This is a genomic window from Longimicrobium sp. (genome assembly GCA_036387335.1).
Classification (GTDB): Bacteria; Gemmatimonadota; Gemmatimonadetes; order Longimicrobiales; family Longimicrobiaceae; genus Longimicrobium.
The window spans coordinates 1-23862 of record DASVTZ010000214.1 but is presented as its reverse complement, the minus strand read 5'-3'; the positions used below and the strand labels follow the sequence as shown (position 1 = coordinate 23862).

Genomic DNA, 23862 nt, shown 5'->3' with positions numbered 1-23862 from the left:
GCGTAGGCGACGGTCAGGGGAGATGGGAGAAGGTGTGCCAGCAACTGCGGGCCGCATCCAGGTCGTCGATTTCCACTACGACGGGGAGCCCCGCGGCGCGGCGGGCGAGCCCGTGCCAGTATGCCGGGTGCCGGTCCACGTCGCCGGGCTCGAGTGCGCGGTGCTCGTCGCGCACCCCGTCGTTGGCGTGCAGCGCCACCGCGCGGATCCAGGGATCCACGCCTTCGAGGAAGGCCAGGGGGTCCTGGCCGATGAGCGGGTGGCCGGCATCGAACATGATCCCGGCGCGCTCGGGGGGGAGGCCGTCGAGAAGGTGAACCAGGTCGGCGGCATGGTCTCCCAGGTAGGTCCGCCCCAGCACGGGATCCAGGCGGCGCTGGTTTTCCACCAGCAGAAGCGGCCCGCCATCCGAGCCTTCGAGGATGGCGTGCAGGGCGGGACGCGCCAGGTCGATCCGCCGGCGGCGCTTCTCCGTCTCATCGGGTGCGCACCGCGCCTGGCCCAGCTCCAGCACCACCCAGCGCGCTCCCAGCTCCCCCGCGGCCTGGTACAGCTCGCGCCAGAGCCGGGTGGAAACGGCCCGGAGCGGGTCGACCTTTTCGGCCACCGAGATCCCCGTGGGGCCGGCCACGCTGCAGGTGAGCCCCGCGCCGGCCAGCGCCCGAGCGGCACTCGCCAGCTCGCCCGCGGATGGCACGGGGCTGGAGCCGGCGCCGTTCCACGACCACTCCCACTCCACGTGGACGAAGCCCGCGGCCCGCACCTCGTCCAGCCGCTCGGGCCGGCACTCCGCGCGGCGGACACGTACGCCGGAGGTCATCGCGCGTCCAGGAAGCCCAGGAGACGGCGTAGCTGCTCCACCTGGCGCTCGGCGACCGGGCGCGCCGCCGGATCGCGCCTGGCCCGCTCGCCGTGGTGCCAGTAGCTGTCGAGCTTGCGCGCCAGCAGCGCCGGCCACAGATCATCGGCCCCGACCTCCACCCCCCCCGCGGCGGCGTACGCATCCAGCATCGCGCCGATCCGGGCATCGGCACCGCGGCCGGGGCCGCGGAGGAGGAGGGTGAGCACCACGGTGGCCAGGTCGAGCACCGCCGGATCGGCGCTGCAGAACTCGAAGTCGATCACCCCGGTGAGCTCGGCGGCAGCGCCCCGCCCCGCGAGCTTCAGGTTGGGGTGCGAGAAGTCGCCGTGGATGACCTGCACCGGGAGCGACAGCAGGCGCGGGAGCCACGCCTCCACCCTCTCGACCGCGGGCTCCACCATCGCCGCGAACGCGGCGTCGCCGCTTTCGGCTCGATGGCGCGCCAGGTTGGCCTGCAGGTCGCCCCGGAGCGTGGTGGGCGCGGGTGCCAGCGATGGATCGATCTGCCCCAGGAGCCGGTGCAGCCGCGCGAGGCCGCCCGCCACGGCCGGGTACTCGGCGCCGTGGAGCGGATCGGGCCGGCGGCCGGGGACGTTGTGGGTGAGCTGCCAGGCGCCCTCCTCGTCCCGGTGGAAGAGCCCTCCCCCCAGCGGAGGCACCGTCTGGGGAACGCGCAGCTCCGCCCCCTCGCGCGCGGCGACCTGGCCCAGCGCCTCCACGAGCCGCGCCTGCCGCTCACGCCACGGAAGGTCGTCCGGGTCGTAGCAGTGTAGCCAGAACCGCCGCCCCACCTGCCATACGCGGTTGTTGACCCCCAGGTCGTCGGAGCGCGGCGAAGCCGCGATCTTCCACCCCGCGCGCAGGGCCGCCGAGGCGCTCACGCCACCCCCGGCGCGAAGCGCGCGGAGAAGCGCTCCACCACGAGGTCGTGCAGTGCGGGCGGCAGGTGCGCATCCAGGTAGCCGCGGAGGTTGGGCTCTTCCATAGCCTGGCGCCGCAGCACGGCGGCGCCCAGCCGCGCGGGGAGGCGCGCGTCGCCGGGAGCGCGGGTGAGCCGAATGGACCCGTCCGGGGAAGTCATGGGAAGGAAGCTGGTGTGGGCGTTCACGGCGGCGTCGAGCTGAAAGATGCGCGCGGCCAGTGCGTAGGCGCGAAGCTGCTGAAGGTTCTCCAGGTGCTGCAGCCGCTCGAAGGGCCAGGGACTGAGCCGGGCGACCATGGCCGGGTGATAGGCCAGCAGGTTGTCCTGGTATGCTCGCTCCAGCTCACGGGGCAGCGGCTCGCCGCGCACGGCGTCGAGCGGCCGGACCGGTTGGTACAGGGTGTCGTAGCGGGCGGTGGCGACCCCCGCGCAGAGCTCGGCGCGCGCCGCGGCCCATGCGGCGGCACGCGTCCAGGTGGGCTCCAGGTGCACCCGCGGCGCCGCCATGAGAGGGTGGGCGCGGAGATCGTCGACGAACGCGCGGAAGGCGCGCAGCATCCCCTCCCACGCGGGGCGATCTTCCCCTTCGGCCGAGGCGCCACCCATCACGAACAGGAAGAGCGGGTGTCCGGTCCGGGCGGCGTATTCCAGCCAGATGGCCGTTTCCACGGCGATCTGAAGGCTCACTCCGGGCGCGCCTTCGGGAAGCGCGTGGTCCAGGCAGGGCCCGCCGCACACCAGCCGCTCGGCCCCGGCCAGCGGCCACGCGGCGGTGGTGGCGACCACTCCCGGCGTGTGGTCCGGGGCGGCGGTGGTGGCGTACGTGGCGTGGAACCACTCCAGCGTGCGCCCGTACATCCGGCGCACGGCGTCCGCGGGCTCCAGCGCGGGGCTCGGAACCGAGGGGGCGGACATCACCCCTCCCCGGCCAGCACGTCCATTACCCGGCGCGCGGCCTCGGCGGCGCTGCCGCTACCCTCCAGGCTCCACGCGGGAGCCGCGGGGATCGCCGGTGGCGAGCCCGCGCCCCACCAGCGCCAGGCGTGCAGCCACCGCTGCTGGTGGTCGGCTGGGCCGGCCATAAGGTGCGCGGCGGCGCTGTCCGCCGCCGCCGGCCGTACACGCCACCCGGCCGCGCCTTCGCCACGGCGAACGAAGACGTATCCGCCCAGCGGGAGCCGCGCGGACCCGGAAAGCATTCCCGCGGCCGCGAAGCGCGCGAGCGGCAGCGTGTACTTCCCGCTTCCCACGGAGGGCTTTCCTCCACCCGTCTCGACGACGCCGGGAACCAGGGCCAGCGTGTGCCCGGTAACGCGGAGCGCTCCCGGCCCGCGCCGGGCGGCGGGGCCGGCCGCTCCCGCCGCCACCCAGGTGCGATCGGCGCTCAGCAGGCGGGCGCCCGCGTCCAGCAGCGCGAGCTGCAGGGTGGTTTTTCCCGCGCCCTTGTCGCCGACGAGCAACCAGGCCCGCCCCGCGATCTCCACCGAGGCAGCATGGAGACAGGCCCAGCCGTGCGCCTCCAGGTATTCCCGCCGGAGCGCCTCCACGGTGTGCGCCGCCAGGTCGGCCGCGGCGCGCGCGGGGCCGTGCACCCGCAGCGTCCGCGTGCCAGGCTCGATGCGGAGCGCCGATCCCCAGCGTGATTCCACGATCCACTCCGTGTGCGCGCGCGCCACGCTCCACGCGATCCGGTGCACCCCGTGCACGCTGCGCTCCATCACCCGGGGTACGCCACCCGGCGGCGGATCCGCGGGCCACGTCCCCTCCTCCAGCGTGAGCAGCCAGCTTTCCGCCGTATCCGCGCCCGGCGGGTCCGCCGCCACGGACACCTCTCGTATGGCCTCCGCCGCCGCGCCTGCACCCACGCGCACCGCCAGCCCCTCCATCCGCAGCTCCCGCCACTCGCCGGGAAGGGGTGCGGGCGGAGGATCGCTCACCTCTCCGCTGACGGGGGGGAGCCGCCGCATGGAAGGCATCGTGCCCTCGGCGCGCTTGCGGGGGGTCACCTGGAAGATGTACAGCCGGCCGCGTTCCAGTCCGAACTCCACGAAGCGGATCTCCTGGAAATACGCCTCCACGAACGCCAGCACCGAGCGGAGGCGCGCGTACGACGCGGGGTGCTCGTCGGCCAGCACGGACAGGTCGCGCTTGCGTGGATCGCCCGAGCGCGCATCGAACTCGTGGCCGGTGGCATCCCACATGTAGCGCCCGTAGTCCATCTCCGCGGCGGTCTGGGGGTGCCGCGTGTACGCCGTTCCGTGTCCGCTATCGGGCGCATCCACGGTCACGGCCGCACGCTGCAGCAGCACCTGCGGACGTTCGACCCCCAGCTCCACCAGCCGCGCGAAGCCCAGGGCCGCGATGCGCGCCGCGCGTGCCGCCGGCGGCAGAGCGGCCAGTGCGTCGTACTGGCCGGCGGCGTCGATGCGGCCCAGAAAGGCGCGCAGGTGCGCCTCGGCCTCGGCGGAGGTGCGCGGTGCGGCGGCGCCGATCAGCGAGACGGAGGGCGGCTTGCGCGGATCCGAGTACTTGTCGCCGAAGCGCACGGTCAGGAGGAGCGGGATGCCGTCGGGCCCAGCCGCGCCTACGGGCCTCCCCTCGGCGGATTCGATCCAGGCGATGGCCTCGGCGGCGGCGCGCTCGGCGGTGTCCGCGTCCCACCCGGGGGCGCCCAGCACCAGCGCGCCCGCGGGAACGCCGAGGCGAAAGAGCGCCGCTACGGCAAGTCCGTAGAACTTGGGATCACCCCCCCACGTCGCGCGCCAGGCGTCTTCGAGGGGAACCCAGGCGGCGGCGGGGATGATGGCCGGTGCGTGCATCAGGAGGCAGTGCCGGAAAGGGCAGAGCTGAGCGCGGCGAGCCCACGGCGGAACTCGTCCCGCGGCACCGCGGGCGAGAGGGAGAGGGTGAAAGCGCTCTCCCGCCACGTGGAGATCGAGGCGAAGGGCAGGTGACGGCCGCCCAGGTAGCTCTTTTCCATCGGCACTCGCGGCCACCACGATTGCACGAAGCGAAACTCGGCCGCCACACGGGCCACAGCGGCCCGGTGCGCGGGAGTGGGCTCCTCCAGCCGCATCACCTGCTTGAGCGGCACCACCACGGCGTCGTTCGCGGGCTCTACGATCCGCACCGCGGCGCCCCGCAGCCTCGCCCGCGCGAGATGGGCGCGCTCCAGCCTCCGCGCCGCGTCGCGCGGCCACCTGTCCAGACACCGGTTCAACTCGGCCATGACCGGGCGCGCCATGGCGAAATTGCGGCCGCACGCCGCCCGGTCGAACGATCCGCGCACCCGCGCCGCGTGCGCGAAGCTCCACGCGCGCTCGCGGAGCGCGGGGTCGGCGGCGGCGAGCGCGCCTCCCTCGCCGCAGGAGAGGTGCTTGCCATCGGCGAAGCTGTAAACGGCCACGTCGGCCAGGCTCCCCACGGGGCGGTCGTCCACACGCGTGCCGAATGCCTGGGCACAGTCGGCTACCACTCGAACCCCGGCGCGCCGCAACGGTTCCAGGCGCGCGGGCTCGCCACCCTCGGGCACGTATCCAAAGGGGTAGTTCACCACCACGGCGAACGCGTCCCGCGCATCGGGGCCCAGGTGCATGCGCAGCTCGGCGTCGATCTCGTAAAAGGAGGGAGTGGCTCCCGCGTTCAGCACGCTCATGGCGATGGCGTCGCACCCGACGCTGGGCACCAGCACGCGCGCACCGGGCGGAGCTTCCAGCACGCGCAGGGCGCACTCCAGTGCCGCCGAGCCGCTGGACATGAGCTCCACGGGGAGTCCCGTGTGCCCCTCCAGGCGCTGGGCCACGCGTGCGGCCAGCATCTCGGAATGCACGGCGGGATGCGCGTACGACGCACATCGGCCGCCGCCCGGCGTGGAAGCTTTGGGCGAGTTCACGCGAAGAGCCACGGGCCCGGTACAGCGCCGATGTGGTGGGTGGCGTACATGATAACGGCGCGAATAGGGGGAGGGGCCGTGCGCGTGATGCGGCGGGTGCGCTTACTCACGCCTTTCGCGCCGGGCCACCGGAGGTCATGGCTGCGCGCGGCCGTGCCGGCCCGGGAGGGCGCTGACGTTCGGCGCACCCGAGATCATGGCCGACCTCGTATCTGCAATGGAGCGAATGCGGCGGGAAGGGTTCCACACCGTCGCGCCTCGAGAGCCACCCGCCCGAGGAGACGACCCAGTCAACGTACCCCGGACCTTCCCTGAAATCAACCCGCTCATTGACGGACTCCGCCGCCTTCCGCACGCTCGGCGGGAACGTGCCGATCGGACGTTTCGGCGCGGCGCCGGCACCCCACGCGCGATACGCGTTTTTACTCAAGTTGCTTCGGGATACATGATGCGGGCGCGCCGTCGCGTCAGTCGGCCGACGGCGCCAGCTCCACGCGGTTGCGGCCGGCGGCTTTGGCGCGGTAGAGAGAGTCATCGGCGCGGCGGAAGGTGGCGTGGAAGTCCGGGTCCGTGTGGGCCCAGGCGGCGATCCCCACGCTCACCGTGACCACCAGCGCCGGGTCTACGTCCGCGTAGGAGGTGCGCTCGACGGCGGCGCGGAGCCGCTCCGCCACCGGGTGCGCGGCGGACGCGGGGGCATCGGGGAGGACCGCGACGAACTCCTCGCCGCCGGTGCGGCCCAGGTGGTCGCCCTCGCGCAGGGCGCGGCGCGCGGCGTCGGCAACGCGGCGCAGGACGGTGTCGCCGGCGTCGTGGCCGAAGCGGTCGTTGATGCTCTTGAAGTGGTCCACGTCCAGCGCCAGCACCGAGAAGGCGGTGCCGCGCGAGCGGGCGGTGCGCGCGGCGGCGTCGGCCAGCAGGTGGAGGTGGCGGCGGTTGGGGAGGCGGGTCAGTTCGTCCGTGAGCGCCATGGCGCGCAGGCGGCGGGCGCCGGCCACCTGGCGCACGGCCAGCAGCACCAGCGCGCCGATGACGAACGCGCTCAGCACGAGCACCGCCACCTGCAGCCGCCGCACCCGCCCCGCCGCGGCCATCGCCTGGCGGCGCAGCGCGTTCTCGCGGAGAAGGGCGCGGTTCTCGGCCTCCTTCTTGTCCGCGTCGAAGCGCACGCGCAGCCGGGTGCTCTGCTCCTGGTTGGCGCCCGCCTCCAGGGCGCGCTGCAGGGCCATCTGCTCGCCGCGGGCCTGGTACGCGTCGCGCCAGGCGCCGCGGGCGGCGTAGGCCAGGGCGCGCTCCTCGTGCACCTTTTCCAGGAAGCGGCGGTTGTCCGTCGCCTGGAAGTGGGCGCGCGCCCGCTCCAGCTCGTCCAGCGCCTCGGCGGTGCGGCCGAGCATGCGCAGCGCCACGCCGCGCGACAGGCGGGTCTGGGCCGCGAGCTCCACGTCGGCGGCGCGCGCGGCGTAGGCGCGGACGTGCTCGAGCTCCGCCAGCGCATCGGCGGGGCGGCCCAGCTTGTAGAGCACGACGCCCACCGCCCGGCGGTCGACCGCCACCTCCGCCGAGTCGCCGCGGCGGACGTCCATCTCCAGGCCGCGGCGGTACTGGGCCAGCGCCTCGCCCAGGCGGCCCATGCGCTCCAGCGTGCTCCCCATGTTGAAGTGCGCCGTCGCGATCCCTCGCCGCGATCCGCCGCGCTGGTTGGAGGCGAGGACCTGGCGGTAGTACTCCAGCGCGCGGTCGTACTGCGCCACGCGGCCGTCCGCGTAGAGGTTGGCGATGGAGTTGAGGGCGCTGCGCCGCTGCGGCTCGTCGCCGAGCGCCGCAAAGGTGCGGTAGGCTTCGTCCAGGTCGGCGAGCGCGGGGGTGAAGTCGCCGCGGTAGTAGCGGAGCTGCCCGCGCAGCAGGAGGGCCACGGCGGCCAGGTCGCGCGCGCCCAGGCGGCGCCCCTCCGCCACGCCGAAGTCGTAGTCCGCCAGCGCCTCCAGCGGCTTGCCGGCATCCTCCAGCCCGTAGCCGCGGCAGACGCGCAGCTTCGCGAGCGCGAGGGCGTCGCGGTGGCGCGCGGCCTCGGCCATCCCCGCGGCGGCGTGGGCGAGCACGGAGTCGGGCGCGGCGGAGGCGGCGGTCCAGCAGCGCAGGGCGAGCGCCGCCATCCGCTCGGGCCCGGGGCGCAGGCTCGGAAGGCCGCGCCGCACCAGCGCGTACGCGGAGTCGGGGTCGGCGTCCTCCAGGCGCTGCGCATCCGCCAGCCACCCCGGCGCGGCGGGTGCCTGTGCGGACAGGGTGAGCGCCGCGGCCAGCATGGCCGCGGTGAGGGCGAGGGAGAGCTGTCGCATGGAAAGGTCCGGGAAGGATGGTGCGGCGACCGAATCATAGTCGCATCGCGGCCGTTTTCCAACCAACCCGCCGCGTCACACAGAGGGCACGGTGGAGAATACGACGCGGGTCCTCGCCCGGCCCTGAACGAAGGCGTTGCGCTACCGCCGCTCCAATACAAGGTTGCGTTCTCCACCGAAGTCTCCTCGCACATCGTCCTCGAATGAAGCTCCGCATCCTTCTCGCCGCCTGCGCGCTCTGGACCCTCTTCGACCCGCCGGCGCGTCCGGCGGCCGCACAGCAGCCGGGCCAGACGCTGCGCGCCTTCCGGTCTGACCAGGAGTACGCCGAGTACTACCGCCGCATGGTGCGCGAGTACCGGCGGAGCATGGAGAGGCGCCCGCCTCCTCCACCGGCACCGCCGCCGCCGCCCATGCCTGCCCCGCCCCCGATGGCCGAGCCAGGGGCACCGGCACCGGCACCGGCACAGGCACCCGCCGCGGCCCCGCCGGTGGCGGGCGAGTCGATCACCAACGTGCAGCACGCGGGGGTGGACGAGGGCGGCATCGTGAAGACGCACGGCGACCACCTGGTGATCCTCCGCCGCGGGCGCATCTTCACGGTGCGCTTCGGCGGCGACGCGCTGCAGCCCGTGGCCGCCGTGGACGCGTTCGGGCCGGGGATCGATCCGCGGAGCTCCTGGTACGACGAGCTCCTGGTGTCCGACACGATGGTGGCCGTCATCGGCTACAGCTACCAGCGCGGCGGCACCGAGGTGGGGCTCTTTCGCATCGACGCGGCGGGCGGCCTGGCGCATCGCGGTACCTACCAGCTCCGCTCGTTCGACTACTACTCGCCCAGCAACTACGCCAGCCGGCTGGTGAACGGAAAGCTGGTGTTCTACGCCCCCATCCCCGTGGATGCGGACGACGAAGACCCGTTCGCCTCCCTGCCCGCCGTGCGCCACTGGGGCGCGCCGGACAGCACCTTCCGGCGCACCGCCCGGGCCACGCGGGTGTACCGCCCCGCGGGCCCGGTGAGCTTCGAAGACGAGCCGGTCATGCACACCGTGACCGTGTGCGACCCCGCGGGCAGGGAAATGCGCTGCGAATCCACCGCCCTGCTCGGGCCCCAGTCGAGCGAGTTCTACGTGTCGCCGCGCGCGGTGTACGTGTGGGCGACGCAGGAGCCCGCGTGGGACGCAAAGGACGACGCCCCCTCGCGCTCCGTGCTCTACCGGATGCCGCTCGACGGAACGGCGCCCACGGGGGTGCGGGTGACGGGCGAGCCGGATGACCAGTTCTCCTTTCTGGAGAGCGGCGACGGCCACCTGAACGTGCTGGTGCACGACGCCGCGCTCCGGGGGGCGCACGCGATGCCGCAGCCCCTGTCGCTCCTCCGCATTCCGCTCGCCTCGTTCGGCGATGGGAGCCGGGCGGCGCCCGTCTCCGCGTACCGCCCGCTCCTGGTGCCGGAGCGGCGCGGGAGCTTCGAGAACCGGTACGTCGGCTCGTGGCTCCTGTACGGAACGGGGAACGGCGACGGGGGGCCGCGCTCCGCCGGCGGTGCGGCCGTCTTTGCCGTGCGCTGGGCCGCGGCGGACAGCGTGGTCGTCCTCCCCGTGCCGCACCGGGTGGACCGCATCGAGGCGATGGGGACGGGCGCCGTCGTGGTGGGGAGCGACAGCCGCGGCGACCTGCACTTCAGCGGGGTGCGCCTGGGCACGACCGCGGCGCTCGCGGACCGCTACACCCGCTCCAGCGCGTCGCAGGGCGAGACGCGCAGCCACGGATTCTTCTACCGGCAGGACGGGGAGGAGTCGGGCGTGCTGGGGCTCCCCATCCGCGGCCCCGGTGCTTCTGGCTACGACCAGCTTCGCCACGGGTCCGCGTCGGTGCTCTTCCTGCGCAACCGCGCGTTCCGCTTCTCCGAGCTGGGCGACCTGGCCGCCCGCTCCTCCAGCGACGACGACGGGTGCCGCGCGTCGTGCGTGGACTGGTACGGCAACGCGCGCCCCATCTTCCTGCGGGGCCGCATCTTCGCGCTGCTGGGCTACGAGCTGGTGGAGGGGGCGGAAGACGGCGGGCGCATCCGCGAAGTCCGCCGCGTGAGCTACGCGCCGCGCCCCCCGCAGATGACCGGCCTGTGGGACTACGACGAGACCGTGGGCCGCGAGGGGGACCGCTACCGCTGCCGCAGCCAGGGCACGTACCGCTTCACCCAGGACGGCGCCACGCTCGGCGTCACCTTCGAGCAGACCGGCCAGTGCACGTTGGACGGGCGCACGATCGACAACTCCGGGCGGGGGAGCGGGACGGGAACCGTGCGGGGGACCACGGTATCGCTGGATCTTTCCGGGTGCCGCCCTTCCGCCGTCCTGACCGAGCCCGATCGCATGGAGGGCACCTTCTCCTGCCCCGTCCGCCTCCCCGACGGCCAGCAGGTGACGGCGAACGGGCGCTGGACCGCACGCCGCCGGTAGGTGAGCTCACGCAGAGGCACAGAGAGGGCATCTCGGCCCCCCCTTTTGTCATCCTGAGCAAAGCGCCTCTCCGCCCTTTCACGTGCCCCAAACTCTGGCGCGAGCGAAGGATCTACTACGCGCGTCGAGGGAACGGTGCCCGTCACGCCGGCCCCTTGCCTCGCACGCTAGATCCTTTGATCGCCGCCACAGTTAGGTGGGAACGCAGAGTTATGCGCGGGCGGCTCTCTCAGGATGACAAAAAGAAATGGGTGAAGGCGGGCGGTGTCCCCCCCTCTTGTCATCCTGAGCAACGCGCCTCTCGGGCCTTGCCCCGGCTCCACACTCTGGCGCGTGGCGAAGGATCTACTGCGCGGGTCGAGGGGACGGCTCGTGCCACGCTGACCACTGCTTTGTTCTGTGCGTTCAGTATTGACTAAACGATCGGGTAGATGTAGGTTGCACCTTGAAACGGAACCTCTGGGGAGCGATGGCGGACGCGCGGGACGAATTCATCGATGTCATGGGGCGCCACTTCGAGGAAGAGGGCGTTCCCAGGATCGCGGGGCGGGTGTTCGGGTTCCTGATGCTGGGTGAGGAGCCGTGCTCGCTCGACGACATCGCGGAGCGTCTCCAGGTGAGCAAGGGGAGCGTCAGCACCAACGCGCGGCTGCTGGAGGACTGGGGCGTCGCCGTGCGGATCACGCGGCCCGGCGACCGGCGCGACTTCTACCGCATCGCCCCCGACCTTTCCGAGCGGCTGATCGAGCGGCAGCTCGGGCGCATCGAGCTCATGATCGAGCGGCTGGAACGGTCGCGCGAGGCGCTGGGCCCGCTGGACCCGGAGGTGAGCGCGCGCTTCGGCAGGGCCGTGACCTTCAACCGCGCGGCCATCCGCTCGCTGATGAGCCTTCGCGAGGAGCTGCGGCGCCCGGCCGAGTAGGCGGAACGCGGCACGCCGAAACAGATCTCGTACACGTGACGTATAATGCATACTGAACGCACTGAAGGACCTCCGCTGCACGAAGACGAGTTCATCGAGCACTTCGCGCGGCTGGTGGAGCAGGATGGCGGCTCGCGGACGGCCGGACGGATGGCCGCGCTCCTCCTGCTGAGCCCGAAGGAGCTGTCGCTGGACGAGATCGCGGAGCGGGTGCAGGCCAGCAAGGCGAGCGTCAGCACCAATGCCCGCCTGCTGGAGCAGTGGGGCGTGGTGGAGCAGGTGAGCCGACCCGGCGACCGGCGCGACTTCTACCGCGCACGCCCCGACGGTGCGGTGATGATGCTGGAGCGGCGCCTGGAGTGGATGCGGCGGCTGCGCGACGCGGCGGACCTGGGCTCGCGAACCACCGCCGCGCAGAACCCGGTGGTGGGCGAGCGGTTCCGCGTCCTCTGCCGGCTGCACTCCTTCGCCACGCGGAGCGTGGAGCGCACGCTGCGCCGGCTCAAGCGCGGCGCCGCGGCCGCGCGGTGATGCTTCCGAACACTCTCGAACGAAGAAGATAGATGAGACGATCGATCCTCCTCCTTGCCCTGCTCGCCGCGGGAGCACCGCGGGCGCTGCCGGCGCAGGCGCGCGACACGGTGAACCTGACGCTGGAAGCGGCGCTCACGCGCGCGCTGGCCGAGAGCGACGAGGTGCGCCTGGCCGAGAGCGAGGTACGGCTCGCGCGGACGCAGGTGACCGCCGCCCGCTCCGGGGCGCTCCCGCAGCTCAGCGCAAACCTGGCGTACACGCGCACCTTCCAGTCGCCGTTCGGCGGCGGGGGCGCGTTCACGCTTCCCGATTCGCTCCGCTTTTCGCCCGACAGCACGGCGAGCCTGGCGGAGCGCGTGGCCTACCTGGAGCGCAACGCGCCGCTGGCGGGGCTCGCCGGGATCGGCGGGCTGTTCAGCGGCCTCCCGTTCGGGCAGGAGAACACGTACACGGCCACGCTCAGCGGATCGCAGCTCCTCTACTCGGGCGGGCGCACGGGCGCGGCGCTCAGCATCGCGCGCGACTACACGGCCGCGGCGCAGCTGGGGCTGGCCGAGCGGCGCGCCGAGATCGAGCTGCAGGTGAGGAACGCGTACACGCAGGCCCAGCTCGCGCAGGAGTTGGCCGGCTTCGCCCGCGCCGCGCTGCAGCAGGCCGAGGCGTTCCTGGCGCAGGAGCAGCTCCGGCTGCGCGCCGGAGAGGGCTCCGAGCTGGAGGTGCTGCGCGCGCAGGTGTCGCGCGACAACCTGCGGCCGCAGCTGGTGCAGGCCACCAACGCCGCCGAGCTGGCGCTGCTGGAGCTGAAGCGCCTCCTGGACCTTCCGCTCGACCAGCCGCTGCGGCTCACCTCGCCGCTGGACGCGCCCCAGGAGGCCGAGGCGGCGCTGACGGCGGCCGAAGCCACCGCGGGGCGCGCCTCCATCGCCGCGGCGGAGCGGCAGGTGGCGATCCGCGAGCAGCAGATCCGCATCGCGCGCGGGGCGTTCCTCCCCAGCGTCTCGGTGCAGGCGCACTACGGCAGGCAGCTGCAGCCGTCCAGCGTGTTCGGATTCGACGAGGCCTCCCGCGGCGACGCGGCGGCCACGCTGGCGGTGCAGGTGCCCATCTTCAACGGCGGCCAGCGCACGGCCGAGCTCGCCCAGGCGCGCATCGAGGCCGAGCGCGCCCGGCTGCAGCTCTCGCAGCTCCGCGCGGGCGTGCAGCTCCAGTACGAGCAGTCGCGCGGCGAGGCGGAGCGCGCGCGCACGGCGATCGCCGCGCGGCAGACGACGGTGCAGGCGGCGCAGCGCGTCTACGACCTGACGGTGCTCCGCTACCAGCGGGGGCTCGCCACGCAGCTAGAAGTGTCGCAGTCGCGGCTGGAGCTTCTCCAGGCGCGCAGCAACCTGGCGCAGGCCACGGCCGACCTGCGCATCGCCACGGCGCGCGTGCGGCGCGCCACGGCGGGAGCGGTGGCACCGTGACGCGGCAACCCAACCTCGACCCAATGGAGACGGTGATGACGATCGACAGATCGCGCGGGCGCCGGGCCCGCGCTCCCCTGGCGCTGGCGCTGGCGGCCGCGCTGGCGGCGTGCGGCGGCGGCGGCGGCGCATCGGCCGAGGAGGCGCGCGGCGACACGGTGGCGGCCAGGGACGAGGTGGTCCTTTCCCCCGCCGACGTGGCCGCGGCGGGCACCACGCAGCTGCAGGGCGGCGTGGCGCTCACCGGGTCGCTGGAGCCGTTCCGGGTGGTGCAGGTGAAGGCCCAGGTGCCGGGCGTGGTGGCGGGGCTCTCGGTGGACCGCGGGAGCCGCGTGGGCCAGGGGCAGCTGCTGGCCCGCATCCAGGCGCAGGGAATCCAGAGCCAGGCCGGCGGCGCCGCGGCGCAGGTGGCCGGCGCGCAGGCGGCGCTGGCGCAGGCGCAGCGGCAGCTGGAGTCGGCGCGTACCCTCCACGAGGCGGGCGCCATGAGCGAGATCGCCTTCCGCGCGGCGGAGACGCAGGTGCAGGCGGCCCGCGCCCAGGTGGCCGCGGCGCGCGCCGCGTCGTCCGGCGCGTCGGAGCAGGCGTCGCGCACGCGCGTGGTGTCGCCGATCACCGGCCAGGTGAGCGAGCGCAGCGTGGAGCCGGGCGAGGCCGTGAGCGTGGGCCAGGTGCTGCTGACGGTGGTCGATTCGCGGAGGCTGGAGCTGCGCGGCCAGGTGCCGGTGGACCAGGCCGCCTCCGTGCGCGAAGGGCAGCCCGTGGAGTTCGAGCTGAACGCGCAGCCGGGGCGGGTGATCCGCGGCACCGTGTCGCGCGTGGACCCGGTGGCCGATCCCAACACCCGCCAGCTCGGCGTCACGCTGGGCCTTCCCAACGCGGACGGGTCGCTGATCGGCGGGCTCTTCGCCACGGGGCGCGTGCTCACCGGCACCACGCGCCAGGCGGTGGTGGTGCCCTCGGCGGCGGTGCGCACGGCGGGCGCGGAGTCGTTCGTCTGGGTGATCAAGGGTGACCGCGCCGAGCGCCGCGTCATCACGCTGGGCGAGCGCGACGACGCCCGCGGGATGGTGGCGGTGGCGCAGGGGCTCTCGGCCGGCGAGCGGGTTCTGGTGGCGCCGGGCGAGATCGAAGAGGGCGCGCGCGTGGTGGTGCGCGGGGCCAGCAACGCCGCCGGGGGGCGCTGAACGTCATGAGCGACAACAGACAGAGCATGGGCGGAGGGCTCAGCGCCCTCGCCATTCGGCGCCCCGTCTTCACCACCATGATGATGGTGGGGCTGGTGGTGCTCGGAATCTTTGGCTACCGGCGCCTTCCCATCGACCAGTTTCCCGAGGTGGACATCCCGGTGGTGACGGTGCAGACCGTCTACCCCGGCGCCAGCCCGGAGACGATCGAGCGGGAGGTGAGCAAGCGGCTGGAGGAGGCCTTCAACCCGGTGGAAGGGGTCGACAAGATCACCTCCATCTCGCTGGAAGGCGTCAGCCAGGTGATCGTGGAGTTCGACCTGGGGCGCGACGGCGACCAGGCGTCGCAGGACATCCGCGCGCGCATCGACGCGGTGCGCCGCTCCCTGCCGCAGGACATCGAGCAGCCGGTGGTGCAGAAGTTCGACCCCTCGGCGCAGCCCATCATCTCGCTGGCCCTGTCGTCGAAGACCGCGCCCATCGCGGAGCTGACGACGCTGGCCGACGAGGGGATCCGCCGGCAGCTGGAGTCGGTGAGCGGCGTGGGGCAGGTGCAGATCGCCGGCGGGCTGGAGCGCGAGGTGCGCGTCTTCATCCAGCCGGACCGCATGCAGGCCACCGGCGTCAGCGCCCAGGAGGTGATGGGCGCCTTGCAGCGCCAGAACCTGGAGGTCCCCGCGGGGCGCCTGGAGAGCGGGTCGCAGGAGCAGCTGGTTCGCGTAACCGGCCGCATCGTGAGGCCCGAGCAGTTCGCGCAGGTCATCGTCGCCAACCGCCAGGGCCAGCCCGTGCGCCTGGGCGACGTGGCGCGCGTGGAGTACGGCACCGAGGAGGAGCGCTCGCTCGCCCTGGTGGACGGCACCCGCGCCGTCTCCATGGACGTGCTCAAGGTGTCGGGCGCCAACACGGTGGCGGTGGCCGACGGCGTCAACGAGGCGATCGCCAAGATCCAGCGCTCGCTCCCGCGCGGCACGCAGCTCCAGGTGATCCGCGACAACTCGGTGAGCATCCGGCGCTCCGTGGACGACGTGATCCACGAGCTGATCCTGGGCGCGGTGCTCACCATCGTGGTGGTGATGCTCTTCCTGAACGACTGGAAGGCGACGGCCATCACCGCGCTGGCGCTCCCCGTCTCCGTGATCTCGTCGTTCATCCTGATGAGCGTGCTGGGCTTCACCCTGAACGTGCTGTCGCTGATGGCGCTCTCGCTCTCCATCGGCATTCTGATCGACGATGCCATCGTGGTGATCGAGAACATCGTGCGGCACCGCGAGATGGGGAAGGACCACTTCACCGCGGCCAACGTGGGGACGAAGGAGATCTTCTTGGCGGTGATGGCGACCACCTTTTCGGTGGCGGCGGTGTTCGTGCCGGTGGCGTTCATGGGCGGCATCATCGGCCGCTTCTTCTACCAGTTCGGAATGACGGTGGCGTGGGCGGTGCTGGTGTCGCTCTTCGTCTCCTTCACCCTCACGCCCATGCTGGCCGCGTGGTGGGGCGTGGAGGCGCACTCGGCTTCGCACACGCCGTCGCGCAACCCCGTCACGCGCGGGATCGCGGCGTTCAACCGCTGGTTCGACCGGCAGGCCAGGAAGTACCGCGGAATCGTGGAGTGGGCGCTGGGCCACCGCAAGACGACGCTGGCGATGGCCTTCTTCGCCTTCGTGGGCTCCATGATGCTCTTTCCGCTCATCGGCGGCGGCTTCATGCCGGACTCGGACAACTCCGAGTTCGCCGTCACCTTCGAGACGCCGGAGGGCTCGTCGCTGGCGTACACGCGGCAGCGGGCGGAGGAGATCGGCGCGCGGATCAAGGCGCTGCCGGGGGTGGACTACACCTACACCACCGTGGGCGCGGGCGTGACCGGCACCGTCACGGGCGGCAACGTGTACGTGAAGCTGGTGAAGCCGGCCGAGCGCGAGCGCTCGCAGGACGAGCTGATGGTGGCGGCCCGCAGGGCGCTGGGCGGCCACTTCGGCACCACGGTGGCCGTACTGGACGCGGGCGGCGTGGGCGGCGCGCAGAAGCCGCTCATGGTGAACCTGCGCGGCCCCGACGTCGCCGAGCTGCAGCGCATCAGCGGGCAGATCGCGGCGAAGATGAAGGCGATCCCCGGCGTGGTGGACGTGGAGACCTCCCTGGGCGCGCCGCGGCCGGAGTTCCGCATCGACGTGGACCGCGACGTGGCCAACGAGCTGGCGCTGGACGTGGGCCAGATCTCGGGCACCGTCCGCCCGCTCCTGGCGGGGCAGACGGCCACCACCTGGCAGGACCCCACGGGCGAGGAGCGCGACGTGGTGGTGCAGGTGGCCCCCGAGCAGCGCACCTCGCTCGCCAGCCTCACCTCGCTCCCCGTGGCCACCGGCCGGCGGGACGCGGCGGGCGCGGCGGTGACGGTGCCGCTGGGGCAGGTCGCGCGCATCGTGCAGGGCACCGCGCCCTCGCAGATCGACCGGCAGAACCTGGAGCGCGTGGCCACGGTCTCGGCCGGCACGGCGCCGGAGCTCTCGATCTCCGAGGCCTCGTCGCGGATCACGGCGGCGCTGGAGGACGTGCGCATGCCCGCCGGCTACCAGGTCACGCTCGGCGGCGAGACGGAGCAGATGGTGGAGACGGTGGGCTACGTGCTGGAGGCCATCATCCTGGCCGTCATCCTCATCTTCCTGATCCTGGCGTCGCAGTTCGAGTCGTTCACGCAGCCGTTCGCCATCATGCTGTCGCTGCCGCTCTCGCTGATCGGCGTGCTGCTGGCGCTGCTCTTTACGGGCGACTCGTTCAACATGATGTCCATGATCGGGCTGATCATGCTGATGGGGCTCGTGGTGAAGAACGCCATCCTGCTGGTGGACAACGCCAACGAGCGCCGCGCCGACGGCAAGGACCGCTGGACGGCGCTGGTGGAGGCGGGCGAGGTGCGCCTGCGTCCCATCATGATGACGACGCTGGCGATGATCTTCGGCATGCTCCCCGTGGCGATGGCCATGGGCGAGGGGGGCGGCTTCCGGGCCCCGATGGCCCGCGCGGTGATCGGGGGCCTGATCACCTCCACGCTCCTCACGCTTCTGGTGGTGCCGGTCGCCTATACCTACTTCGACGACTTCGGCGGATGGGTGAAGCGCAAGCTGACGTCGCCGGCCCGCGAGTCTGAGATCGAGGAGGAGCAGGAGCACGCCGGCCTGGCCCCCGAGCCGGCCTGGGGCGACTGAAAACGCCTCACGGAGACACTGAAGTCTCACGCAGAGGCGCAGAGACGCAGGAGAGAGCTGCAACTGCATAGCTCACACAGAGCCACAGAGAGAACCGCTAAAGGTTTTCTCTGTGGCTTTCTGTTTCATCTCTGGCCTCCCCCTGTGTGATGATTTTCTCTGTTGTTCTCTTCCTGCGTCTCTGCGCCTCTGCGTGAGACAAGCGACATCGCGTGCTTTTGCGACGTGCGGCCCCGCGTTTGCTACTCTCCGCGGGATTGGGGAGCGAGAGGCCACGGACACGCGGAGAACGAGCATGGCGCTGGGACTGCTGCGGCGGCGAAACCGGCTGCTGGGAGAGCGCGAGCTGGAGCTGCGCGCACGCGAGCGCGAGCTGCTGGACCGCCTCTCGACCGCGCTCGGGCGCTTCGGCACGGATGTCGATGCCGACGACCTGCGCCACTTCGAGCAGGCGCGCGAGGCGCTCTCCTCCTTCTTCCTGCTGGTGATCGCGGGCGAGTTCAACTCGGGGAAGAGCTCCTTCATCAACGCCCTCCTCGGCGAGAAGATCCTTCCCGAAGGCGTCACCCCCACCACCGACCGCATCAACCTGGTGCGCCACGGCGACGAGCCGGGCGAGGAGATGGTGGAGGCGTACCTCCTGGAGCGGCGCCACCCCGCCGAGATCCTGCGCGACCTCAACATCGTCGACACCCCGGGCACCAACGCCGTCATCCGCGAGCACGAAGAGCTCACGCGCGACTTCGTGCCCCGCTCGGACCTCGTGCTCTTCGTGACCTCCGCGGACCGCCCCTTTACGGAAAGCGAGCGCGGCTTCCTGGAGCAGATCCGCACCTGGGGGAAGAAGATCGTCTTCATCCTCAACAAGATCGACCTGCTGCAGGACCCCATGGACCGGCGGCAGGTGACCACCTTCGTGAGCGAGAACGCGGAGCGGCTGCTGGGCGAGCCGGCGCTGGTGCTTCCCGTATCCGCGCGGCAGGCCAAGGAAGCGCGCGAGCAGAACGACGACGCGCTCTACAAGGAGAGCGGCTTCGCGGCGGTGGACGACTACCTGCTCAACACGCTGGACCAGGAAGAGCGCGTCCGGCTGAAGCTCCTCAACCCTCTCAACGTGGGGCTCACGCTGGCGCGGAAGTACAAGGAGACCGCCTTCGACCGGCTCAAGATGCTGGCCGAGGACGTCTCCACGCTCCAGAACATCGACACGCAGCTCGGCGCCTTCCACCAGGAGATGCTGCGCGACTTCGAGCCGCGGCTGGGGCGGATGGACGCGCTCCTTTCGGAGATGGAGGTGCGCGGCCTCAACTTCTTCGACGAGCGCATCCGCTTCGGCCGCATCCGCGAGCTGATGAACAGCGAGACCATCCGCCGCGACTTCGAGCGCGACGTGGTGGGCGACACCCCGCGCGACATCGACGACGAAGTGGGCCGCGTCATCGACTGGATCGTGGAGCGCAACCTCAAGCTGTGGCAGGACATCAGCGGCTACATCGACCGCCGCCAGATCGCCCGCCACCGCGAGGGAATGATCGGCGAGGTGACCGGCAACTTCTCGTACAACCGCCAGGCGCTGCTCGACTCCATCGGCCGAGCCTCGCGCGAAGCGGTTGGCACTTACAACCGTGAAGCGGAGGGCCGCAAGCTGGCCGACGAGGTGCGCTCCTCGTCCGGCATGACGATGTTCGCCGGCGCGGGGATGGGCCTCGGCGTGCTGATGACCGCGCTCCTCACCGGCGCCGTGGCGGACGTGACGGGCGTGGTGCTGGCGACCACCCTGGCGGCGACGGGGCTGTACGTGATCCCCGCGCGCCGCCGCCAGGCCAAGGCCGAGTTCACGCAAAAGATCTCCGACCTCCGGACCCGCCTCCGCGACGCCCTCACGCGCCAGGTCCACGGCGCCATCGGTGACAGCACCGAGCGCGTCAACGAGAGCATCGCCCCCTACCGCCGCTTCGTGCAGGTCCAGCAGGACCAGCTCAACGAAGCCCGCGACGAGCTCGTGACCTCCGAAGACGCCCTCCTTCGCCTGCGCGCGGAGATCGAAGGGAAGCGGTAGTTGCTCAAGGAAGAATACACTGTTGTGTCGCGGCCAAGACAACTATCTTGGCCGCGACACTTTTTCGCGGAGGGGCGAATGGTCGCGGATGCGAAGGAACCGCGCGCCCGCGAACGGCGGTTCGGGGAGCTGCTCGAGCAGGCGTTCGCGTCGGCCGGGTGGACGGTGGAACGCGCAGCAGCAGACTTCGTTGCGCGTCAAAGCGCGGACTCTCCGTGGTACGTGGTCGAGGTAAAGGCGGGAGCGGAGGGGCGAAGCGACCGCCTCATCCCCCTGTGGGCACAGGCGTGCCTTCAGGCGTCGCACCGGCGCGGTGCGCGGCGGGCACTGGCCGTTGTGGCGGCACCCAAGATCTCTTCGAAAGCGGCGGACGCAGTCCTGGAATTCGCCTCCAAGTACGCCCCCGACACAGCCGCGGGCGTGATCGACTTCGCGGGGTTGCGGCGCTTCCGGGGTGAGGGCCTCGAAACGCTCAACGCCGATCCTGACGCGCCACGCGCGAGCGTCCGCGTGGCCGTTGCGTCGCACGCGGACCTCTTCTCCGATCTCAACCAGTGGCTGCTGAAGGTGTTGCTCGCGCCCGAGCTCCCGGAAGAGCTCCTGACGGCACCCCGCGGCCGTTACCGGAATGCGTCCGAGCTGGCGAAGGCGGCACGTGTGTCGGCATCGGTGGCGTACCGGTTCACGCGGCAGCTGGTCCGCGAGGGGCAAATGGACGAGTCGCGGCGTTACTTGCGCCTCGTACGGCGGCAGCCGCTGTTCGAACGGTGGCTGCACTCCGCCTCGCGGCCTGGACGGGAGATGCCGTCTCGCGTGCTGATTGGCGACCCGCGCGCGGAGGCCGCACGGCTGGCGCAGAACGGCGAGGGGTGTCTCGGCCTGTTCGCGGCCGCGGACGCGCTTAATCTGGGCTTCGTGCACGGCGTCCCACCCCACGTTTACGTGCAGCGCGACCCGTTCGCAGGCGGCGCGGCCCGGCAGAACATCGTCCCCGCCGAGCGGCACGAAGCGCCCACGTTGATCCTGCGTGAGCGTCCACCAGGAAGCTCGGTCTTCCGGGGGATGGTGGAGAGAGGCGGCGTGTGGGCCAGCGACGCCATCCAGGTCTGGCTCGACGTTTCCCTGCACCCGTCGCGCGGATCGGAACAGGCGGACGCGATCCGCCGCCGCGTACTGGAGCCGCTGATCTCCGGGCCGGAGGAAGGATGAGCGAGGTGGACTCGTTTGCGCGGCTCGTGGACGCGCTTCGCCCCTGGCTCGGCCACCTGGTGATCGTGGGCGGCTGGTCGCACCGTCTGCACCGGCTGCACGAGCTGGCGGGCACCCCGCTTTACGCTCCGCTGATGACGCTCGACGCGGACGTGGCGTTCTCGGGACGCTCGCCACTCACCGGAGACATCCGCGAAGCACTGCGCGCCGCCAACTTCCAGGAAGCGTTCCGCGGCGACCACACTCCGCCGGTAGTCCACTACCAGCTCGGCGACGAGGAGGGCCAGGGATTCTACGCCGAGTTCCTCACCCCGCTGCACGGCGGCGGAGTACGCCGCGACGGCACCCCGGATGCCACCCTCCGGAAGGCCGGAATCACGGCGCAGAAGCTTCGGCACGTGGATCTGCTCCTGGCCGACCCCTGGTCGGTGCGCCTTGGCCCAGGTGCGCCGATCCCCCTCGATCCCCCCGTCGATCTCTCCATCGCGAACCCGGTCAGCTTCATCGCGCAGAAGCTCCTGATCCGAAGCAAGCGTCCCGCCGACAAACAGGCGCAGGACGCTCTCTACATCCACGACACACTCGAGCTTTTCGGCAACGAGCTGCACACCCTCCGCGACCTCTGGACATCCTCGCTCCTCCTTACGCTGCCCCCGAAAATCGGACGAACCATCCCGGAACTGACCGCGAAGCAATTCGGCGCCGTGGACGACATCATCCGCTCAGCCGCGCGCATCCCCGCCGACCGAAACCTCCGCCCGGACCGCCTGCAGCAACTCTGCTCCTACGGCCTCAACGCGATCTTCGGCCCTCCCCGTGGAAAATCGTAGGGGCAGACCCACGTGTCTGCCCACCCTTTCCCGCGCACCACACCCCGCCACGCGCACCGCCACCCTGTAGGGGCCGCCCCACGTGGCTGCCCGTGCCCTCCCCCGCGGCGAACCCCGCAGGCGCGCACCAACCCACGCAAACAGCCCCTCCCCCAGGCAGTTTTGGGGGAGGGGCCGCGAGGTGACGAGCGGGGGTGGGGGCCCTACCGCAGGATCTCCTCGAACAGCGCCAGCGCGCGCGGATCCTCCGAACGCCCCAGCCAGAACAGCGCGGTGCGGCGCAGCTCGGGGTCGCGATGGGTGCGGGCGATGCGGATCAGCGCGGGGACCGCTTCGTCGTTGGGGCGGCGCGAAAGGGCGAAGACCGCCTGCTTGCGCACCTCCTGGTCGCCGTCGTCGTCCGCGATCGACTGGAGACCGCGGGTGGCGGCGTCACTCGCTTCCTGGCTGAGCCAGAACACCGCCCCATTCCTCACCTCCGACGGGATCGACTCGCGCCGCGCGATCCGCAGCAGCGCGGGCCAGGTGGTCGCCCCCTGCGCCAGCGTCGCGGGGAAGATGGCCTCCTTGCCGCCCCTCGCGTCCGTACCGCGCTCCGCGAGGGAGAGGAGGTAGTCGGATGCCTCGCGCGGCTCCACCGTCCCCAGGTCCGTGACGCGCTCGCCGCGGTCGTGGAACGGGTGCCCGACCCGCGTCTTGACGTCGGTCACGCGGCCGCCGCGCTTCGTCAGCGCCACGCGCACCGGGCCCTCGATGCACTCCTCCGACCGCCAGCCGGTGCCGTTGACGACGGTGCGGCGGCCCTCGCTGGTCCCGCGCCCGGTCGAGATCCCCTCCTCCCACCCGCACACCCCTGGCTTCGACGCGAAGGAGATGCGCACCTCACCGTCCGGAGCGGCGGCCACGCGGCGGGCGAGAGCGTCCTGCGCCTGCGCGTCGCAGGCGGAGAGCAGGAGGGCGCCGGCCAGCGCGGCGCGAGTCACGATCGTCTTCATGATCCGATGATCTCCGCCAGGGTCTGCGCGGCACGCGGGTCGCGGGAGCGGCCCAACCAGAACACCGCCTTCTCCCGCAGCTCGCGGTCGGGCTCGCGGCGCGCGATGGCGATCAGCTTGTCGACGGCGCCGGAGTCGCCCCGCTGCGCCAGGACGAAGATGGCCTGCTCCTTCATTTCGCGGTCGCGCAGCGAGTCGTAAACGGACGCGACCTCGGCGCTCGTGACCCCATTCGCGCGCCCGGCCCAGAAGAGCGCCTGCTTCCTCACGTCACCCGGCTGCGACGCGTCGGCGACCACGTTGAACAGGAACCGCTCGTTGCCGCGGCTGTGCGCCAGGGCGGCCACCAGCTTCTCCTTGAGCTCCGCGTTCGGCGTGCGGCCGAAGAGGGTGCGCAGGTACGAGGCGCTCTGCGGGGTGCCGCGCTGGCCGATCCAGAAGATCGCCTTCTCGCGCAGCTCGGCCGGGTTCCCCTCGCCCTCGGCGTATGCGTGCAGCGCCGCCTCCGCGCGCGGGCTCGAGTGGCGCGAGAGGGCGAAGATCGCCTTGTCGCGCAGCTCCATGTCGTTCGAGGTGCGGAGGATCTCCTCGATGAGCTGAAGCGAGCGCTCCGTTCCCGACTGCGAAAGCCAGAACACGGCCTGCTCCCTCACCTCCGACGAGGGATCGGTGCGCACGACGCGCATCAGAATGTTCTCCGCGGCCGGCGCGCCCATGCGCGATACGATGAAGACGGCCTTCTCCCTCAGCTCCGCGGAGCACTCGTCGCGCCGTGCGAGGACGCGCTCCAGCACCGGGAGGGCGCGGTCGGAGTCCATCCCCATGAGGGCGTTGAGGGCCGCGACGCGCGTGTCGTCGTCGCCGCAGGGGTTGCTGGGGCGCGCGGCGCGGACCGCGCTGCGCTCCACCTGGCGCGCGGCGTCGCTGTCACCCCGGCGGCCCAACTCGCCGCGGATGCGGGTCGCCAGCTCGTCCGCGTCGCG

17 protein-coding genes are annotated in these 23862 nt (G+C 72.1%); 9 read left to right on the top strand and 8 right to left on the bottom strand.

Annotated elements, in window-relative coordinates; translation table 11 throughout:
* Positions 1–13: 13 nt before the first annotated feature.
* The 6 genes from VF647_21690 to VF647_21665 all read right to left on the bottom strand — a co-directional run bounded on the left by VF647_21690 (position 14) and on the right by VF647_21665 (position 8012).
* On the bottom strand, positions 14–820 hold the full coding sequence (locus VF647_21690; GenBank protein HEX8454708.1) for a TIM barrel protein: 807 nt from the start codon (positions 818–820) through the stop codon (positions 14–16).
* Complete coding sequence (locus VF647_21685; protein ID HEX8454707.1) at positions 817–1743, bottom strand: phosphotransferase; 927 nt, start codon at positions 1741–1743, stop codon at positions 817–819. Before VF647_21685 ends, VF647_21690 begins: the two co-directional genes overlap by 4 nt.
* Complete coding sequence (locus tag VF647_21680) at positions 1740–2699, bottom strand: hypothetical protein (protein ID HEX8454706.1); 960 nt, start codon at positions 2697–2699, stop codon at positions 1740–1742. Before VF647_21680 ends, VF647_21685 begins: the two co-directional genes overlap by 4 nt.
* Positions 2699–4603, bottom strand: a complete 1905-nt coding sequence (locus VF647_21675) for a hypothetical protein (protein ID HEX8454705.1) — start codon at positions 4601–4603, stop codon at positions 2699–2701. The genes VF647_21680 and VF647_21675 overlap by 1 nt, the downstream gene beginning before the upstream one ends.
* Positions 4603–5613, bottom strand: a complete 1011-nt coding sequence (locus VF647_21670) for a DegT/DnrJ/EryC1/StrS family aminotransferase (GenBank protein ID HEX8454704.1) — start codon at positions 5611–5613, stop codon at positions 4603–4605. Before VF647_21670 ends, VF647_21675 begins: the two co-directional genes overlap by 1 nt.
* Positions 5614–6143: 530 nt before the next feature.
* Positions 6144–8012 carry a GGDEF domain-containing protein gene (locus VF647_21665; GenBank protein ID HEX8454703.1) on the bottom strand — a complete coding sequence of 623 codons (1869 nt, stop codon included), beginning with the start codon at positions 8010–8012 and terminating at the stop codon, positions 6144–6146.
* 203 nt (positions 8013–8215) lie between these two features.
* Here VF647_21665 and VF647_21660 point away from each other — a divergent pair, with 203 nt between their 5' ends.
* The 9 genes from VF647_21660 to VF647_21620 all read left to right on the top strand — a co-directional run bounded on the left by VF647_21660 (position 8216) and on the right by VF647_21620 (position 21884).
* A complete protein-coding gene (locus VF647_21660) occupies positions 8216–10474 on the top strand; it encodes a beta-propeller domain-containing protein (protein HEX8454702.1) in 2259 nt (752 codons plus the stop codon).
* Positions 10475–10943: 469 nt separating this feature from the next.
* Positions 10944–11396, top strand: coding sequence for a MarR family transcriptional regulator (locus VF647_21655; protein ID HEX8454701.1), 453 nt, complete (start codon positions 10944–10946; stop codon positions 11394–11396).
* Between the two features lie 45 nt (positions 11397–11441).
* Positions 11442–11927 (top strand): MarR family transcriptional regulator, encoded by a 486-nt coding sequence (locus VF647_21650; protein ID HEX8454700.1) that lies wholly within the window; start codon positions 11442–11444, stop codon positions 11925–11927.
* 32 nt (positions 11928–11959) lie between these two features.
* The gene (locus VF647_21645) at positions 11960–13393 is read left to right on the top strand and encodes a TolC family protein (GenBank protein ID HEX8454699.1); all 1434 of its coding nucleotides are present in this window, start codon (positions 11960–11962) and stop codon (positions 13391–13393) included.
* 35 nt (positions 13394–13428) lie between these two features.
* Entirely contained in the window at positions 13429–14580 is a 1152-nt protein-coding gene (locus tag VF647_21640; protein ID HEX8454698.1) for an efflux RND transporter periplasmic adaptor subunit, read from the top strand.
* A gap of 5 nt (positions 14581–14585) precedes the next feature.
* Positions 14586–17786, top strand: a complete 3201-nt coding sequence (locus VF647_21635) for an efflux RND transporter permease subunit (protein ID HEX8454697.1) — start codon at positions 14586–14588, stop codon at positions 17784–17786.
* 295 nt (positions 17787–18081) lie between these two features.
* On the top strand, positions 18082–19845 hold the full coding sequence (locus tag VF647_21630; protein HEX8454696.1) for a dynamin family protein: 1764 nt from the start codon (positions 18082–18084) through the stop codon (positions 19843–19845).
* Between the two features lie 78 nt (positions 19846–19923).
* Positions 19924–21054, top strand: coding sequence for a hypothetical protein (locus VF647_21625; GenBank protein HEX8454695.1), 1131 nt, complete (start codon positions 19924–19926; stop codon positions 21052–21054).
* Positions 21051–21884 (top strand): GSU2403 family nucleotidyltransferase fold protein, encoded by an 834-nt coding sequence (locus tag VF647_21620; protein HEX8454694.1) that lies wholly within the window; start codon positions 21051–21053, stop codon positions 21882–21884. Before VF647_21625 ends, VF647_21620 begins: the two co-directional genes overlap by 4 nt.
* A gap of 203 nt (positions 21885–22087) precedes the next feature.
* Here VF647_21620 and VF647_21615 read toward each other — a convergent pair whose 3' ends face one another.
* Together VF647_21615 and VF647_21610 are read right to left on the bottom strand one after the other, a co-directional pair.
* Positions 22088–22879 carry a HEAT repeat domain-containing protein gene (locus VF647_21615; GenBank protein ID HEX8454693.1) on the bottom strand — a complete coding sequence of 264 codons (792 nt, stop codon included), beginning with the start codon at positions 22877–22879 and terminating at the stop codon, positions 22088–22090.
* The coding region (locus VF647_21610) for a HEAT repeat domain-containing protein (GenBank protein HEX8454692.1) at positions 22876–23862 on the bottom strand (987 nt) is incomplete at its 5' end. The genes VF647_21615 and VF647_21610, both read right to left, overlap by 4 nt.

Excerpts from the sequence above, each read along its gene's own strand:
- VF647_21690 (HEX8454708.1), bottom strand. The coding sequence starts at position 820 with ATGACCTCCGGCGTACGTGTCCGCCGCGCGGAGTGCCGGCCCGAGCGG.
- VF647_21680 (HEX8454706.1), bottom strand. The coding sequence starts at position 2,699 with ATGTCCGCCCCCTCGGTTCCGAGCCCCGCGCTGGAGCCCGCGGACGCC.
- VF647_21675 (HEX8454705.1), bottom strand. The coding sequence starts at position 4,603 with ATGCACGCACCGGCCATCATCCCCGCCGCCGCCTGGGTTCCCCTCGAA.
- VF647_21665 (HEX8454703.1), bottom strand. The coding sequence starts at position 8,012 with ATGCGACAGCTCTCCCTCGCCCTCACCGCGGCCATGCTGGCCGCGGCG.
- VF647_21660 (HEX8454702.1), top strand. The coding sequence starts at position 8,216 with ATGAAGCTCCGCATCCTTCTCGCCGCCTGCGCGCTCTGGACCCTCTTC.
- VF647_21655 (HEX8454701.1), top strand. The coding sequence starts at position 10,944 with ATGGCGGACGCGCGGGACGAATTCATCGATGTCATGGGGCGCCACTTC.
- VF647_21650 (HEX8454700.1), top strand. The coding sequence starts at position 11,442 with ATGCATACTGAACGCACTGAAGGACCTCCGCTGCACGAAGACGAGTTC.
- VF647_21645 (HEX8454699.1), top strand. The coding sequence starts at position 11,960 with ATGAGACGATCGATCCTCCTCCTTGCCCTGCTCGCCGCGGGAGCACCG.
- VF647_21640 (HEX8454698.1), top strand. The coding sequence starts at position 13,429 with ATGACGATCGACAGATCGCGCGGGCGCCGGGCCCGCGCTCCCCTGGCG.
- VF647_21635 (HEX8454697.1), top strand. The coding sequence starts at position 14,586 with ATGAGCGACAACAGACAGAGCATGGGCGGAGGGCTCAGCGCCCTCGCC.
- VF647_21630 (HEX8454696.1), top strand. The coding sequence starts at position 18,082 with ATGGCGCTGGGACTGCTGCGGCGGCGAAACCGGCTGCTGGGAGAGCGC.
- VF647_21625 (HEX8454695.1), top strand. The coding sequence starts at position 19,924 with ATGGTCGCGGATGCGAAGGAACCGCGCGCCCGCGAACGGCGGTTCGGG.
- VF647_21620 (HEX8454694.1), top strand. The coding sequence starts at position 21,051 with ATGAGCGAGGTGGACTCGTTTGCGCGGCTCGTGGACGCGCTTCGCCCC.
- VF647_21615 (HEX8454693.1), bottom strand. The coding sequence starts at position 22,879 with ATGAAGACGATCGTGACTCGCGCCGCGCTGGCCGGCGCCCTCCTGCTC.